Origin of the sequence: Pimelobacter simplex, assembly GCF_024662235.1 — a bacterium.
GTDB lineage: Bacteria > Actinomycetota > Actinomycetes > Propionibacteriales > Nocardioidaceae > Nocardioides.
Map to the genome: position 1 here is coordinate 4,788,999 of NZ_CP096276.1, position 14,010 is coordinate 4,803,008.

General features: G+C 72.4%; 16 protein-coding genes. 6 read left to right on the forward strand and 10 right to left on the reverse strand.

Features of this window, described 5'->3' with window-relative positions; all coding sequences use genetic code 11:
* Positions 1 to 170 precede the first annotated feature (170 nt).
* The gene (locus M0M48_RS23425) at positions 171 to 1,346 is read right to left on the reverse strand and encodes a CaiB/BaiF CoA transferase family protein (protein ID WP_252372582.1); all 1,176 of its coding nucleotides are present in this window, start codon (positions 1,344 to 1,346) and stop codon (positions 171 to 173) included.
* An 82-nt stretch (positions 1,347 to 1,428) separates the two neighbouring features.
* Between M0M48_RS23425 and M0M48_RS23430 the strand changes: the two genes are divergently transcribed.
* From M0M48_RS23430 to M0M48_RS23440, 3 genes are all read left to right on the forward strand, one after another.
* A complete protein-coding gene (locus tag M0M48_RS23430) occupies positions 1,429 to 1,788 on the forward strand; it encodes a thiol-disulfide oxidoreductase DCC family protein (protein ID WP_257752969.1) in 360 nt (119 codons plus the stop codon).
* A gap of 133 nt (positions 1,789 to 1,921) precedes the next feature.
* Positions 1,922 to 2,413 carry a helix-turn-helix domain-containing protein gene (locus M0M48_RS23435; protein WP_257752970.1) on the forward strand — a complete coding sequence of 164 codons (492 nt, stop codon included), beginning with the start codon at positions 1,922 to 1,924 and terminating at the stop codon, positions 2,411 to 2,413.
* Positions 2,410 to 2,916: a hypothetical protein gene (locus M0M48_RS23440; RefSeq protein WP_257752971.1), complete on the forward strand. Its 507-nt coding sequence runs from the start codon at positions 2,410 to 2,412 to the stop codon at positions 2,914 to 2,916. Before M0M48_RS23435 ends, M0M48_RS23440 begins: the two co-directional genes overlap by 4 nt.
* Here M0M48_RS23440 and M0M48_RS23445 read toward each other — a convergent pair.
* The 4 genes from M0M48_RS23445 to M0M48_RS30920 form a co-directional block, all read right to left on the reverse strand.
* Positions 2,903 to 4,090, reverse strand: coding sequence for a M15 family metallopeptidase (locus M0M48_RS23445; protein ID WP_257752972.1), 1,188 nt, complete (start codon positions 4,088 to 4,090; stop codon positions 2,903 to 2,905). The genes M0M48_RS23440 and M0M48_RS23445 overlap by 14 nt on opposite strands.
* A gap of 121 nt (positions 4,091 to 4,211) precedes the next feature.
* Positions 4,212 to 4,775: a TetR family transcriptional regulator gene (locus tag M0M48_RS23450; protein WP_257752973.1), complete on the reverse strand. Its 564-nt coding sequence runs from the start codon at positions 4,773 to 4,775 to the stop codon at positions 4,212 to 4,214.
* 74 nt (positions 4,776 to 4,849) lie between these two features.
* Entirely contained in the window at positions 4,850 to 5,044 is a 195-nt protein-coding gene (locus M0M48_RS23455) for a ferredoxin (protein ID WP_257752974.1), read from the reverse strand.
* A gap of 4 nt (positions 5,045 to 5,048) precedes the next feature.
* Positions 5,049 to 6,548: a fatty acid desaturase gene (locus tag M0M48_RS30920; RefSeq protein ID WP_374586402.1), complete on the reverse strand. Its 1,500-nt coding sequence runs from the start codon at positions 6,546 to 6,548 to the stop codon at positions 5,049 to 5,051.
* 122 nt (positions 6,549 to 6,670) lie between these two features.
* On the opposite strand from M0M48_RS30920, the gene M0M48_RS23470 reads away from it, so the two are divergent.
* Entirely contained in the window at positions 6,671 to 7,099 is a 429-nt protein-coding gene (locus M0M48_RS23470) for a hypothetical protein (RefSeq protein WP_257752975.1), read from the forward strand.
* Between the two features lie 3 nt (positions 7,100 to 7,102).
* On the opposite strand, the gene M0M48_RS23475 is transcribed toward M0M48_RS23470, so the two are convergent.
* From M0M48_RS23475 to M0M48_RS23485, 3 genes are all read right to left on the reverse strand, one after another.
* Entirely contained in the window at positions 7,103 to 8,161 is a 1,059-nt protein-coding gene (locus M0M48_RS23475) for an ATP-grasp fold amidoligase family protein (protein ID WP_257752976.1), read from the reverse strand.
* A gap of 68 nt (positions 8,162 to 8,229) precedes the next feature.
* Positions 8,230 to 9,561 (reverse strand): cytochrome P450, encoded by a 1,332-nt coding sequence (locus tag M0M48_RS23480; RefSeq protein ID WP_257752977.1) that lies wholly within the window; start codon positions 9,559 to 9,561, stop codon positions 8,230 to 8,232.
* Positions 9,548 to 9,856 (reverse strand): hypothetical protein, encoded by a 309-nt coding sequence (locus M0M48_RS23485; RefSeq protein WP_215812194.1) that lies wholly within the window; start codon positions 9,854 to 9,856, stop codon positions 9,548 to 9,550. The genes M0M48_RS23480 and M0M48_RS23485 overlap by 14 nt, the downstream gene beginning before the upstream one ends.
* 133 nt (positions 9,857 to 9,989) lie before the next feature.
* On the opposite strand from M0M48_RS23485, the gene M0M48_RS23490 reads away from it, so the two are divergent.
* Positions 9,990 to 11,243, forward strand: coding sequence for a sensor histidine kinase (locus tag M0M48_RS23490; RefSeq protein ID WP_215812193.1), 1,254 nt, complete (start codon positions 9,990 to 9,992; stop codon positions 11,241 to 11,243).
* Positions 11,240 to 11,926: a response regulator transcription factor gene (locus M0M48_RS23495; protein ID WP_257752978.1), complete on the forward strand. Its 687-nt coding sequence runs from the start codon at positions 11,240 to 11,242 to the stop codon at positions 11,924 to 11,926. Before M0M48_RS23490 ends, M0M48_RS23495 begins: the two co-directional genes overlap by 4 nt.
* On the opposite strand, the gene M0M48_RS23500 is transcribed toward M0M48_RS23495, so the two are convergent.
* Both M0M48_RS23500 and M0M48_RS23505 read right to left on the reverse strand, forming a co-directional pair.
* On the reverse strand, positions 11,923 to 12,462 hold the full coding sequence (locus M0M48_RS23500) for a hypothetical protein (protein WP_257752979.1): 540 nt from the start codon (positions 12,460 to 12,462) through the stop codon (positions 11,923 to 11,925). The genes M0M48_RS23495 and M0M48_RS23500 overlap by 4 nt on opposite strands.
* Before the next feature lie 2 nt (positions 12,463 to 12,464).
* Positions 12,465 to 13,997 (reverse strand): flotillin family protein, encoded by a 1,533-nt coding sequence (locus M0M48_RS23505; RefSeq protein ID WP_257752980.1) that lies wholly within the window; start codon positions 13,995 to 13,997, stop codon positions 12,465 to 12,467.
* Positions 13,998 to 14,010 lie beyond the last annotated feature (13 nt).

Consider the following 14,010-nt stretch of genomic DNA (forward strand, 5'->3'; position numbering starts at 1 on the left):
CCTCATGGGCGTCTCGCCGTGCTGCCCCGTCCGGTGACGGGGCGGTGAAGCGGTGCCTCAGGTGAGGGGCGCATCCGCGAGCGGCGCGCCGGGATCCGGGGCAAGACTGGCCGGATCGGTGACCCCAGCCTAGGGGGCACCGGTCCAGCAGGCTCAATCCCGGGCCGTCGTCACGGCGTGATCTGCACCGCAGCCCCGCGCTCGATGAGCCCGTCGACGTCCTTGACGCCCCAGGCCTCGAGCGCCTCCCGGGTGTGCGCGCCCGCGCCCGCGGCCGGCGGGTGCGAGAGCGTGGCCCGGGTCCGGGAGAACCGCGGCGCCGGCTGCGGCTGCACGATCCCCTCGTGCTCGACGAAGATCTCGCGGCCCTTGATGTGCGGGTGGTCCTTGGCCTCGCTCATCCGCAGGATCGGCGCGACGCACGCGTCCGTACCGTCGAAGATCGCGCACCACTCGTCGCGGGTCTTCTGCCGGAAGGTGCTCGCGATGAGCTCGCGCAGCGCGTCGGTCTGGGCGAGGTCCCAGCGGTCGGGCGCGGTGTCCTTGATGCCGAGCAGCTCGATGAAGAGGTCGTAGAACTGCGGCTCCAGCGCCCCCACCGACATGTGCTCGCCGTCGGCGGTCTCGTAGATGTCGTAGTACGGCGCGCCGCCGTCGAGCAGGTTCGCGGCCCGCTCCTCCTTGAATCCGCCCCCGGCGAGGAAGGCGGACGTCATGGCGTTGAGGTTCGCCGTACCGTCGACGATCGCGGCGTCCACGACCTGACCCTGACCCGACGCCTTGGCCTCGAAGACCGCCGCCAGGATCCCGATCACGAGGTACGTCGAGCCGCCCCCGAAGTCACCGACGAGGTTGGTCGGGAACTGCGGCTTGTCCTTGACCTGACCCAGCCCGTGGAGCGTCCCGGTGATCGCGACGTAGTTCATGTCGTGCCCGGCCGCCTGGGACCACGGCCCGTCCTGCCCCCACCCGGTCATCCGCCCGTAGACCAGTCGCGGGTTGCGCGCGTGGCACTCCTCGGGCCCGAACCCCAGCCGCTCGGCCACCCCGGGCCGCATGCCCTCGACCAGCACGTCCGCCTGCTCGACGAGGTCGAGCACCGTGGCGACCGCCTCGGGGTCCTTGAGGTTGAGCGCGACGCTCGGCCGCCCCCGGTTGAGCAGGTCGTGCGACCCCCCGGTGAGCATCTGCCCACCCGGCCGCTCGACCCGGATCACGTCCGCCCCGAGGTCGGCCAGGATCATGCAGGCGTGCGGGCTCGGCCCGATGCCCGCGATCTCGACCACCTTGAGCCCCTTGAGCGGACCGGTTCCCTGACCCAGCGCGAACGTCATGGGGCCGATCATGGCACGAGCGTGACAGCAATGGTGTCAAGGTTCACTACTGTCCAGTAACCGGCACGGACCCGTCCCGGCCTAGGCTGAGGACATGGCCGGCACCTGCATCTACGACGGCGACTGCGGCTTCTGCACCCAGTCCGCCCAGTGGCTGGAGCGCCACGGCGACTGCGCCATCGTGCCCTGGCAGGCGCTCGACCTCGCCGCCCTCGGCCTGACCGAGGACCAGGTCACCTCCGCCGTCCAGTGGCAGGACGCCGACGGCACCGTCACCGCGTCGGGCGCCGACGCCGTCGCCCAGGCCCTGCTCACCTGCGGCCCGCCGTGGCGCTGGGCCGGGCGGGTACTGACCTGGCGGATGGTGCGGCCGTTCGCGGCGGTGGGCTACCGGCTGGTCGCGCGCTACCGGTACCGGCTGCCGGGGGCGACCAACGCCTGCCGGATCGGCTAGCCCGGGCGTCGTACGGCGCCTGGCGGTGCGGTGTCGCCCCGGTGGCGGGTCCTTGGCGGGTTCGTGTCGTGGTCCCCGGGGCGGGTGCTTCCTAGGTTCGACGTCGATGAACGCCGAACGGAAGGATCACGACATGAACGAGGCACGGATCAAGGACCTGCGGGCCGCCCGCGGCTGGAGCCAGGAGCGCCTGGCCGAGGCGAGCGGGGTGGCGGTGCGCACCATCCAGCGCCTGGAGGCCGGAAACGACGCGAGCCTGGAGACGCTCTCCATGGTGGCCAAGGCGCTCGAGGTATCGGTGCGGGACCTGTTCGTCACAGTCGACGACGACCGGATGAGTGTCGCGGTCGACGGGCTCGACGCGCGCCTCGCCGCCGAGCGAGCGGCCCGGAGCCGGGCCGAGTGGGCCCATCGTGGCTGGCGCTACCTGTACGTCGCGCTCGGCCTGCTGGTCACCGCGGCGGTGCTCATCGTGGTCGGCTCCCCGGACAGCACCGGCGAGGCGATCCTGGTCGTGCCGGCGTACTGGCTCGGCGGGCTGCTCCTCCTCAGGTTCCTGGAGCGGTCGGTGCTGCGCCCGCGGCTCGACGCCCGCTACCCGCTGACCGCCGAGGACGCGCGATGAGCGGCGTCGTCCCCGCCGCACTCCTGGTGTACGCCGGGTGCCGCTGGCTCGACGGTCGCGACGGCAACCACGGCCCGGGCCTGTGGTGGACGATCGGCCACCTGGCGTTCCTCGTCGCGTGGGTCGGCTTCGCGGCGCTCACGGTCGCGATGGTCCGGTCCCTCCGCGCCACCGGGGCCGCGGCCCCGGTGGCGGGCGCGGCGACCCTGGCCGGCATCGGAGCGTTCGCCTGGGTCACCCTGACCGATCTCGCCCCGAGCTGGCCCGACCTGCCCGACCCGTTGCGCGCGGTCGGCCCCCTGCTGTTCCTGGTCGGCCTGATGAGCCTGCTCGCGCTGACCGCGCGCCGCCGCGACTCGCACTGGTGGCCCGTGTTCCCGCTCCTCGCCCTGGCCGCGACCGCGGTGGTCTCGGCGAACCTCGACCTGCTCGCGGTGGCCGCCCTGCTCTTCGGCGCGGCGCTCCTGCCGTGCGCGCGGCGGCCGGCCCTCAGCCGGGGTTGACGATCTTGTTGAGCTCGAAGTGCATCGGGTCGGTGTAGGCCCAGTCGCCGCCCCAGGCGAAGCCCCAGTACTTGAAGATCGCGACGACCTCGCGGTTCATCTGGCCCACCGTGCCGCGCTGGTTGCCCGGGACGTTGAGGTCGAGGGCCAGCCCGAACGAGTGGTTCGAGAGCTGGGTGGAGCCGGCGATGAACCGGGGGTAGTAGCAGCCGGCGTACTGGTCGCGGCGGATCTCGCCCTGGAGGCCGCGTCGGACGACCTCCTGGAGGGCCGCCTTGAGCTGCGGCATCATGTACTTGTTGCAGGTGACCTGGCCGAGGATCGGCACGGTGTCGGTGACGATGTGCGAGCGGACCCAGGCCGGGTCGGGCGCGATCCGGCCGCCGCCGATGGCGGTGTAGCGGAAGACGCCGACCGCGTCGCGGAAGGCACCGACCGGGACGACGTTCTGGAAGGTGTCGAGGTCGAGGCCGCGCTGGGCGACGATGTCGAGGTTGCTGATCGCGTAGGTCTTGACGCCGACCGCCTTCTCGATCTTGGCGCGGACAACCTGGGGCGAGGCGATGCCGGTGTTGATGAGGACGGCGTTGCGCGGCGGCAGCCCGAGATCGGCGCCCCACTTGGCGTTGACGACCGCGTCGACGCCGTCGACGCCGGGGCGGGACCAGGTGCCGACGTGGATCCGCTGGTCGTCGACGGTCAGGTAGCCGTCCTTGTCGGGCGGCAGCTCCTTCTTCAGCGTCTCGAGGACGGCGACCTCGCCGCCGGCGATCCGGTCCCACTGCTCCTTGAAGCCCGCGTTGTCGCCGCCGGTGAACGGGCGGTAGCCCTCGAGGTCGACCGCGGCGATGTTGAAGAGCCGGTTCTGCATCGTGAACTGTCCGTAGGACAGCTGGGTGAACGCCGCAACGCCCTTGTCGCCGTTGACCTTGACGCCGGTGATCGCGGCGAGCTCGTCCTCGGTCAGCGTGTCCTGGGAGACGACGAGCAGGTCGTCGCCGAAGAGCGTGCCGTCGAACTCGCCCGGCGGTGCGACCGCGTGCTTCGGGTCGGCGGCGTCGGCGGCGGGCGGTTCGGTCGCCTCGGCGGAGGTCGAGGTCGAGGCGGCGGCGTCGGTGGGGTCGGTCCGGGGGGAGCCCTTCTCAGGCGTGCCGCAGGCGCTGAGCGCGAGCACGACGGACGCCGCTGACAGCCCAGCCGTCAGCGTCCTGTGGCGTCGCGCCCACCCCATGGTCCCTTCCCTGCTGCCGGTCCTCCCGGCAGTCCTCCCAGGCCCGAGGGTAGTACGCGGCGCCTCAGCGCAGGACGCGTTCTGCGATCCAGGCGATGTCGTCACCGGTCTGCGCAGGGTCGGCGGAGGGTTGCATGACGTGGCTCAGGACGAGGCGCACGACCATGTCGATGCTGGCGTCGAGGCGGTCGGCCGGCAGCGCCACGTCGTAGGCCGCGACGCGCTCGGTGATGACCTGCTTGGCCCCCTCGAGGAGGTACTCCGAGTGGGTGGTCAGCAGGGGCAGGAGCTCGGTGTCGGCGCCGTGGGTGGCGGAGACGACCGCGTGGAGCAGGGCGTTGTTCTGGGCGTACTTGAGCACCCGGCGGGCCGAGTCGCGGATCGCACCGATGAGGTCGGTGGGGTTCTCGTCGAAGGACCGGGTGACGCCGGCGAGGAAGCGGTCGAGCTCGCGCATGACCATGGCCTCGGCGAGGTCGTTCTTGGTGCCGATCTCGTTGTAGACGGTCTGCCGGCTCACGCCCACGTCGTCGGCGAGCCGGGCCATGGTGACCTTGGCCCACCCGGAGTCGGTGGTGATCTGCCCGGCGGCCTCGATCAGCCGCTCGCGCAGGGGGGAGGTGACCACCTCACCGAGGGTAGCCACCTGCCCCTCTGCGACGTACGGCGCGGGTCGGCCCGCGAGGAGCGACATGGGCGCGGTCAGCCCTCGAGGGTGAGCGCGAGGACCGGGCAGGCCTGGACGGCGGCGTAGACGTGACCGCGCTCGCTCTCGGCCGGGCTGTCGTCGAGGATGACGACCTTGTCCTCGTCCTCGTCCACCTCGAAGTAGTCGTTGGCCATGGCCTCGCACATGCCGAGGCCTTCGCACTTGTCGATGTCGACGGAGATCTTCACGGCACTAGGCTCCGATCTTCTCGGGGTCGAAGGGGACGAAGTCGATCTTCTCGCGAACACCGCAGTCGGGGCAGCACCAGTCGTCCGGGATGTCGGCCCAGGCCGTGCCGGCGGCGAAGCCCTCGTGCTCGTCACCCGCGGCCACCTCGTAGACGTAGGAGCAGCCGGGGCACTTGGCCGCGAGCACCTCGCCGACGAACTTCTGGGCGAACAGGTCGTCCTTGTGGACCTCGTGGACGGCCGGCGGCGGGAACTTGGCGAGGTACTTCGCCTCCTTGCCCGGCTGGATGTTGGCCAGCGTCACGTCGCCGTCGAGGTGCGCGACGACGCGGTGGTCCATCACCCGGCGCCACAGCGGCGGGAAGAGCGCGATGGTCAGCATGCCGGCGTACCCGGTGGGCAGGGCGGGAGACTCCTTGAAGTCGCGCAGGGTCTGGTAGCGCCGGGTCGGGTTGGCGTGGTGGTCGCTGTGGCGCTGCAGGTGGTAGAGGAAGATGTTGGTGACGATGTTGTTGCTGTTCCAGCTGTGCATCGGCAGCACCCGCTCGTAGCGCTGCTTCTCGCCGACCTTCTGCCGCTTCATGCCGTAGTGCTCGAGGTAGTTGATGATCTCGAGCAGCGAGAAGCCGAAGACGATGGTGATGAGCGCGTAGGGCGCGATCTGCCAGCCGTAGAGGGCGAACATGGCGCCGTACACGACGATCGACATGAGCCAGGCGTTGAGGACGTCGTTGCCGAGGTGGAACGGGTGGGTGTTCTTGCGGCGGTAGCGCTTGGCCTCGACCTCCCAGGCCGACTTGAGCGAACCACTGACGGTGCGCGGCCAGAAGGCCCAGAACGACTCACCGAGCCGGCTGGACGCCGGGTCCTCGGGCGTGGCGACCCGGACGTGGTGACCGCGGTTGTGCTCGATGTAGAAGTGGCCGTAGAACGTCGGCGCCAGGGCGATCTTGCTGAGCCAGCGCTCGACCGACTCCTTCTTGTGGCCGAGCTCGTGGGCCGTGTTGATGCCGATGCCCTGGACGCCGGCGATCGAGACCGCGAGGAAGACCTTCTCGTACCAGGCCATGTCGATCGTGCGCAGCAGGTCGGCGCCGAGGTGGTCGCTCACCCAGCCGGTCGCGCCGACGAGGTCGGTGAACCAGAGCACCGGGTTGATGCCGGCGATGAGCGCGAAGCCCGCGAAGAGGATGAGGAACTGGGCCGGCATGTACATGAACACGACCCACCGGTAGTACCGGTCGTTCTCGAGCTCCTCCATCACGTCGTCCGGCGGGTTCGACGGGTCGAGGCCGAAGGCCAGGTCGAGCACCGGGATGATGACGTTGACCAGGAGCGGACCGGCGAGCAGCAGCCACACCCAGTCGGTGTAGAGCCACCCGACCACGGCCATGATGCCCAGCCCGGGCACCATCAGGCCGAGCAGCCACAGGTAGCGCTTCTTGTCCTTCCACTCCTCGGTCGAGCCCTCGGGAACCGTTGCACCGATGGTCGGTCCGGTCATCGTCCTGCCTCCTCGCAGTCGGCCGTCGTCTGCCGTTTGACAAGACCGTAGGACTTGTAAAGGAGTTTGACAAGAGGGGCGGAGTTGTAAAGTGCTGGCCGTCACACCCTAGGGTGGCCGCCGTGACCACCACGCTCTGGCAGCCGACCCCGCTCCCGCACAGCGCGCTGCTCGACCAGCCGGTCGAGGTCAACCTCCTCCTCGAGGACGACGCCCCGCTCACCACCCTCGACCTCGACCTGGTCGCGCGCGTGGTCCGCGAGGTCGACACGTACGTCGCCGCGGCGCTCGAGCACCTGCACGCGCACCTCGCCGCCGATCCCGCCTTCTACGGACTCACCCCCGGCGCGGGGGCCGACCTGGTCGCCCGTCCCGCCGCCGACCTGCCGCTGGAGCGCGCACAGGCGAACTTCTACGCCGACGAGTGGCACCTGCGCTTCGCGGAGGGCGACCTCCCCCTCTGCGACCCGTACGGCGTGAGCGTGGTCTTCGCCGGCGCCCGGCCGGTCCGCGTCGAGGACCTCAGCGACGCCGAGGCCGTCGACGACTGAGGCTCAGCGGTGCGCGAGCTCCCCCGGCAGCCACGGCGGGGCGTCGGTGAAGTGCAGCGCGCGCGGGCCCGGACCCCAGGCGACCCGCGGGTCGAGCCCGGCGGCGACGTCGGAGCGCATCCGGCCGCGGGCCCGCTCCCACTGCTCGCCGAGGTAGGCGTCATGGGCGCGGACGTAGCGGTTGACGTTGCCGGGCATCGGCGTGATCTCGCCGAGCAGCGCGCGGTCGCCGGTGTCGTAGAAGTCGAGCCGCACGAACGGCCGGCGCACGGCGTGGGACAGGCGCTGGGCCATCGCGACGATCTCGGCGAAGTGGCGGGGTACCGGCAGGGCCGGGTCGACCGGGGCGGTGGTGACGACCGGGCCGAGGTCGGTGCCGTCGGCGTCGAGGACGCGCATCCGGACCGCGCTGCGGTCCCGGAAGTCGGGGGCGGCGAGCAGCAGCACCTGGGCGACCTCGCCGTAGAAGGCGAACACCTTGATGTCGAGCAGCAGGTCGCCCTCGGGCTGCAGCCGCTCCTCGGTGAAGTACGGCGGCGCGATCACCGGCGGGTCCAGGTGCAGCCCGGTGGGCTGGGCCAGGGTGTGCCAGCGGCCGACGGCGGCGGTGATCTCGGCCGGGTCGTCGGTGGTGACCACGCCGAGCGCGGCCGCGCCGTGGGCCGCCTTGAGGATCGCCGGCTCCGGGGCTGCGGCGAGGGCCGCGATGGTGGCCGGGTCGAGCTCGTCGAGGCTGTCCCAGCGCTGTCGCAGCTCCGGCACCGGTACGCCGTGCGACTGGGCGAAGGCGTAGGAGACCAGCTTGTTGTCGAACTGGCGGCCCTCCTCGACCCCGCCGGCGGTCCGGACGTGGCGCCACTCGCGCCAGGCGGCGGTGAGCTGGGCCTGGTGGGACGGGCCGTCGTACCGAGCCTGGAGGTCGGTGAGCTCGGCCTGGAGCCGCCGCGCGCGGGCCCGGGCGCGGCGCAGGCGCATGCGGAGCTCGTCGGGCGTCAGGTCGGGGCGCCCGTCCGGCGCCGGCGCGCGCCACACCAGGCCGGAGAGCCGGGAGGAGACTCTCATCGGGGGTGAATCTAGTGTCCGGGCGCGGCGCGCGCGGCGGGTTCGGGAGGTTGGTGGCGTGGGTCAGGTCACGCGCTGACGGACGCCGTCGTGCTCACCGGCAGCCGCTCGTAGCCGCGCAGCACGCGGGTGCCGCGCCGCTCGGTCCGGCCCGCGATGTGCAGGTCCGGGTGCCGCTCGTACAGCGCGCGCAGGGCGACGGCGGTCTCGAGCCGGGCGAGGCTGGCGCCGAGGCAGAAGTGCACCCCGGCCGAGAAGCCGATGTGCTGGTCGGCGTTGGAGCGGGTGACGTCGAACGACGCGGGGTCGGTGAACACGGACGGGTCGCGGTTGGCGCCGCCGAGGTAGAGCAGGATCCCGTGGCCGCGCTCGAACCGCTTGCCGGCCACCTCGGTCTCGCGCAGCGCGATCCGCAAGGTGAGCTGGACCGGCGACTGGTGGCGCAGCACCTCGTCGACGGCGTTGGTCCAGCCGTCGGGGTTGGCCTGGAGCCAGCGCAGCTGGTCGGGGTGCCCGTCGAGGAGGGCGACGGCGTTGCCGATCAGGTTGACGGTGGTCTCGAAGCCGGCGGCGAGCACGAGCAGGCCGACCTGGTGCAGCTCGACCGGCGTCAGCTTGTCCTCGCCCTCGAGCAGCGTGAGCTGGCTGATCAGGTCGTCGCCGGGGTCGGCGGCGATCCGCTCGACGTGCCCGCGGAACCAGGTGTGCATCTCGCGCAGCGCGTTCTCGGCCCGGCGGAACTGCCGCCACGACAGCCCGGGGTCGAGCGTCACGGCGGCCTCGTTGCCGAGCGCGAGCAGGCGCTCGCGGTCCTCCTCGCGTACGCCGAGCAGGTCGGCGATCACGGTGACCGGCAGCTGCGAGGCGTAGCGGTCGATGAGGTCGAAGTCCTCGACGCCGGCCAGGTCGTCGAGCAGGCCGGCGGCGACCTGGTCCACCCGGTCGCCCATCCGGCCGACCTTGCGCGCGGTGAACGCCCGGGCCACCTGCTTGCGGTAGCGGGTGTGCAGCGGCGGGTCGACCGCCAGCATCGACGGCGGGTCGACGGGGCCGAGGGTGTCGGGGTCGATCACCTTGTGGTGCAGCCACTGCAGCGGCTTGGGCAGCTCGCCCTGGCCGCCCGCGGTGCCGAAGGCGTCGCTGCGCAGCACCTCGTTGCACACGGCGTGGTCGACGCTGGCCGAGATCAGGTCGTTGGCGCTGATCGGGCCGCGCCCGCGCAGCTCCTCGTACGCCGGGAACGGGTCGACCCGCAGGCTCGGGTCCATCACCATCCGGCTGATCAGGTCGCCCTTGCGCGCGCCACGCTGGATCAGCGAGCGCTGGAGGCCGTGCGCGAGCGCCCACGCGGTGAACGAGCGCGGCAGGTCGACGGCGCGAGCGAGATCAGGCGACCGCATGCGTCGTACCCAACTCTCCGTCGGCCGGGTTGTCCAGCACCTCGCGCAGCGCCCGGAAGCGCGCGGTGAGGTCCCGCCGGTTCTGCTCGAGCACGTGCTCGGGCAGGTGCGTGTCGAGCTGCGTGCTCATCGTGAGCTGCCAGCGGTAGCGCAGGGCCGCCCGCAGGCCGTCCCGGTCGCCGAAGATGAGGGCGAGGTCGTCGTTCCAGGGGAGCACGGGGTGCGGGTCGGTGCGGAGCTGCTCCTCGACGGCACGCAGCGCCAGCCAGCGGCGGTTGGTCTCGGTCCAGGTCATGGCTCGAACCTACGGGCGCGGCCGCCCCGGGACATCGGACGACGGCAGGCACTGCGCCTCCTACCAGGGGAGGAGAGGACCGCCCTTCCGGCGCGGGATGACCGCGGGCGCCGCGCTCCCTAGGCTGGTGGGCATGCTGCGCTGGTTGCGCGCCGGGATCGAGGCGAACCTCGAACGGCACCAGATCCTCTACCCGTGGTGGGTGCCGCTGGCCTCCCACCTCGGGCAGGTGGGGTCCCTGGTGGTCGCGCTCGCGCTGCGCGACGCCCTCTGGCCGCTCGACCCGCTGGTGCTCTGCCTGCCGCTGCTGATCGCCTCGCCGCTCCTGCAGTTCACCACCAACCGCTGGCTGCCGTGGTGGGCCGACGTCGCGGGCAGCGTCACCGTCGCCGCGCTGCTGCTGTCCCGACCGGTCGACGGCGCCCTCGACCTGGCGCCCGTCCTGCTCGCCCTCGCCACGGCCGAGATCACCGCCCGCGACGGGCTGCGTGAGGGGCTCGCGGTGGCCGGCATCGGGCAGGTCGTGCTCATCGGCGCCGCGCTCGGGCCCGGCCTGACCGGCGCCCCGCTCTACACCGCCGAGCTGCTGCTGGGCTTCGTCATCGGCGCCATGCTGCTGTGGCAGATGCGGGCGCTCATCGCCGAGCGGCACGCCCGCGAGCAGGCCTGGGAGCGGGCCACGACGACCGAGCGGGAGCGGATCGCCCGCGAGATCCACGACCTCGTCGCGCACTCGCTGAGCGTCTCGCTGCTCCAGATCACCGGGGCCCGGCACGCGCTGCGCGACGTACGCGAGGCGACGGGACCGGACGAGGCCGCCGAGGCGGTCGCCGAGGTCGACGCCGCGCTGGCCGACGCCGAGCAGGTCGGACGCCGCGCGATGGGCGACATCCGCAAGGCGGTCAGCGCGATGGCCGACGGCACCTCCGAGCGCCACGCCCTGCCCGGCGCGGGCGACATCGCCGCACTGGTGCGGCAGATGTCCGACGCCGGTCTCGCCGTCGAGTACGACGAGCAGGGCGACCCCGCCCGGCTGCCGGCCGCCGCGGGCCTCGGCCTCTACCGGATCGCGCAGGAGTCGCTGGCCAACGTGGTCAAGCACGGGGACCCCGGCGCCCAGGTTCAGGTACGGCTGGCGGTCGACGGCGTGCGCGCCCGGCTCCTGGTCAGCAACCCGCTCCCCGCGGGACGCCCGCGCCCCGACGGTCTCGGCTCCGGCCTGGCCGGGATGCAGGCCCGCGCGGCCCAGCTCGGCGCCCGCCTCGACGCCGGTCCGGCGAGCGGGGCCTGGGTGGTCGACGTACGACTGGGGCCGGCACCGGCCCGCGCCGGGTACGGCCTCGAGCTGCCCTGCGGACGGACCCTGCGAAAGGCGGAGCCTGCGTGACCCCCACCCTCGTCCGGGTCGTCCTCGTCGACGACCAGGAGCTCGTCCGCTCCGGCCTGCGCCGGATTCTGCGCCGCCGCGACGGCTTCGAGATCGCCGCGGAGTGCTCCGACGGCGGCGAGCTGCCGGCCGCGCTCGCCGAGCTCAGCGCCGGTGACGGCGGGGTCGACGTGATCGTGATGGACCTGCGGATGCGCACCGTCGACGGCATCACCGCCACCCAGGCGGTCGTCGACGCAGGCGGACCGCCGGTGCTCGTGCTGACCACGTTCGACGACGACGAGATGCTCTCCGGAGCGCTGCGCGCCGGGGCGGCCGGGTTCCTGCTCAAGGACTCCTCGGCCGACGACCTGATCCGGGCCGTGCGGACCGTCGCCGAGGGCGGCAGCTGGCTCGACCCCGCGGTCACCGGCCGGGTGCTCGACCGGTTCCGGACGTTCGCGCCCGCTCCCGCCGCGGCGAGCACCCCCGCGACCGATCCGCTGACCGCCCGCGAGCTCGAGGTGCTGTGCGCGATCGCGCTCGGGCGGAGCAACGGCGAGATCGCCTCCGAGCTGGTGATCTCCGAGCTGACCGTGAAGAGCCACGTCGGGCGGATCTTCACCAAGCTCGGCCTGCGGGACCGACCGGCCGCGATCGTCTATGCGTACGACCACGGCCTGGTCGCTCCCGGTCGGCCCTAGCTGCGGCTCTGGTCGAGGCCCTCGAAGCGCTCGACCGCCGCCCAGAAGGCGGTGTCGGGCTTCTCCATGATCCGGTAGTCGAAGAACGACCCGTCGGTGAAGGACACCCGGGCCACGGTGACCCCGCCCTGGGCCTTCTTGCCGGTGTCGGTGATCGACGCGACCGACGCCCGGGGCACGCTCGCGACGTGGTCCGGCGGGGTCGACGTACCGGTCATGCCGAAGTCCCACAGCGAGAGCCCGAGGTCGGAGAGCACCAGCACGTGCAGGTCGGCGGCCCGCGGCAGGTCGCGGGCGACAGTGCCCTCGTCCCCGCCGACGTGGCGGGCTCCGGACGCGGCGGTCGAGGCGGCCTCGACCGCCTTGCCGAGCAGCCGGTTCGGCCCCGACGCCACGCCGCCGCCGCGCTCGAAGGCGCTGGCGACGACGCGGGCGTGACCGACCACCTGGTGGCCCGGGTCGACCTTCGCGATCTCCTCCGCGATGTCGATCTCGGGACCGGTGAAGGCGGCCTTGACCTTGTCGAGGAAGCCCATGCTCAGGCGCCGGACCCGGCGCCCGTACCGTCGAGCGCCGGCGGGTCCTGCCCGACGACGCCGGCGGCCTTGCCGACGGACTTCTTGATCAGCGACTCCAGGTCGAGACCGGTCGAGGTCTTGAGCATCTGCAGCGTCTGGGTGACGTTGTCGGTGACCTGCTTGGGCAGTGCGCCGGCCCCGTCGGTGGACAGGACGGTGAGCTGGTCGATCGCGGCGATCGGCGAGGCGACCTCCTTGGCGATCTGGGGCAGCACCTCGATGAGCATCTGGAGCACCGCGGCGTCGTTGTAGTTGGCGAACGCCTCGGCGCGCTTGTCCATCGCCTCGGCCTCGGCCTGGCCGATGGCCAGCGTGGCGGCCGCCTGGGCCTCACCCTCGGCCCGGGTGGCGTCGGCCTCGGCCAGACGCCGGCCCTTCTCGGCCTCACCGCGCTTGAGACCCTCGATCGCCTCGGCCTCGGCGAGCGCGGCACGCCGCGCCTTCTCGGCCTCACCACTGAGCTTGGTCTCCTCCGCCTTGGCCTGGGCGGCGGCGATGGTGGCGGCCTTGCGGGCGTCGGCCCCCGCGATCTCGGCCGTACGACGACCCTCGGCCTCCTGCTCGACGCGGTAGCGCTCGGCGTCGGCCGGCTTGCGGACCTGGGTCTCGAGCTGGCGCTCGGTCAGCGCGGCCTGCTGGACGGCGACCTTCTCCTGCTCGGCGAGGATCGCCTGGTCCCGCTCGGCCTGGGCCAGCGGTCCGGACGCGGCGGCCTGGGCCGCGGCGGCGTCGGTCTCGGACTTGATCTCGGCCTGCTTGAGGGCGAGGGTCCGCTGGGCCACGGCGATCTCCTGCTCGGCCGCGATCTGGGCCTGCTCGGCGGCCTGGCGGGCGTTGGCCTCGGCGATGGCGGCGGCCTGCTGGATCCGCGCGGCCTCGGGGCGACCGAGGTCGGCGAGGTAGGTGCCGTCGTCGGTGACGTCCTGGATCTGGAAGGCATCGAGGATCAGGCCCTGGCCGGTCAGCGAGGACTCCGACTCGTCGGCGACGCGCTGCGCGAAGGCCGCGCGGTCGCGGATGATCTGCTCGACGGTCAGGCCGCCGACGATCGAGCGGAGCGCACCGGCGAGCACCTCCTGGGTGAAGGTCTCGATGTCCCCCTGCTGGGAGAGGAAGCGCTGGGCGCCGAGCCGGATCTGGTCGGCATTGCCGCCGACCTTGACGATGGCGACGCCGTCGAGGTTGAGCTTGATGCCCTGGCCGGACACGGCGCCGCGGATCTGCACCGAGATCCGGCGGCTCGACAGGTCCATGGTGGCGAGCTTCTGGACGAACGGGATGACGAAGACACCGCCGCCGAGCACGACCTTCTGGCCGGACAGGTCGGTGGTGAGCTCACCGGTCTCGGGGTTGATCACCGCCTTGCCCTTGCGGCCGGTGACGATGAAGGCCTGGTTCGGCCCCGCCACCTTGTAGCGGCTGGTGACGAGCAGCACCAGGAGGATCAGCAGGACCACGATGCCGGCGATGGGCCCGAGGACTTCGGCGTTCATGACGTCGGTCTCT

Bases quoted from the DNA above. Each gene is read 5' to 3' on its own strand.
- M0M48_RS23425 (WP_252372582.1), bottom strand. From the start codon at position 1,346: ATGATCGGCCCCATGACGTTCGCGCTGGGTCAGGGAACCGGTCCGCTC.
- M0M48_RS23430 (WP_257752969.1), top strand. From the start codon at position 1,429: ATGGCCGGCACCTGCATCTACGACGGCGACTGCGGCTTCTGCACCCAG.
- M0M48_RS23435 (WP_257752970.1), top strand. From the start codon at position 1,922: ATGAACGAGGCACGGATCAAGGACCTGCGGGCCGCCCGCGGCTGGAGC.
- M0M48_RS23440 (WP_257752971.1), top strand. From the start codon at position 2,410: ATGAGCGGCGTCGTCCCCGCCGCACTCCTGGTGTACGCCGGGTGCCGC.
- M0M48_RS30920 (WP_374586402.1), bottom strand. From the start codon at position 6,548: ATGACCGGACCGACCATCGGTGCAACGGTTCCCGAGGGCTCGACCGAG.
- M0M48_RS23475 (WP_257752976.1), bottom strand. From the start codon at position 8,161: ATGAGAGTCTCCTCCCGGCTCTCCGGCCTGGTGTGGCGCGCGCCGGCG.
- M0M48_RS23480 (WP_257752977.1), bottom strand. From the start codon at position 9,561: ATGCGGTCGCCTGATCTCGCTCGCGCCGTCGACCTGCCGCGCTCGTTC.
- M0M48_RS23485 (WP_215812194.1), bottom strand. From the start codon at position 9,856: ATGACCTGGACCGAGACCAACCGCCGCTGGCTGGCGCTGCGTGCCGTC.
- M0M48_RS23490 (WP_215812193.1), top strand. From the start codon at position 9,990: ATGCTGCGCTGGTTGCGCGCCGGGATCGAGGCGAACCTCGAACGGCAC.
- M0M48_RS23500 (WP_257752979.1), bottom strand. From the start codon at position 12,462: ATGGGCTTCCTCGACAAGGTCAAGGCCGCCTTCACCGGTCCCGAGATC.
- M0M48_RS23505 (WP_257752980.1), bottom strand. From the start codon at position 13,997: ATGAACGCCGAAGTCCTCGGGCCCATCGCCGGCATCGTGGTCCTGCTG.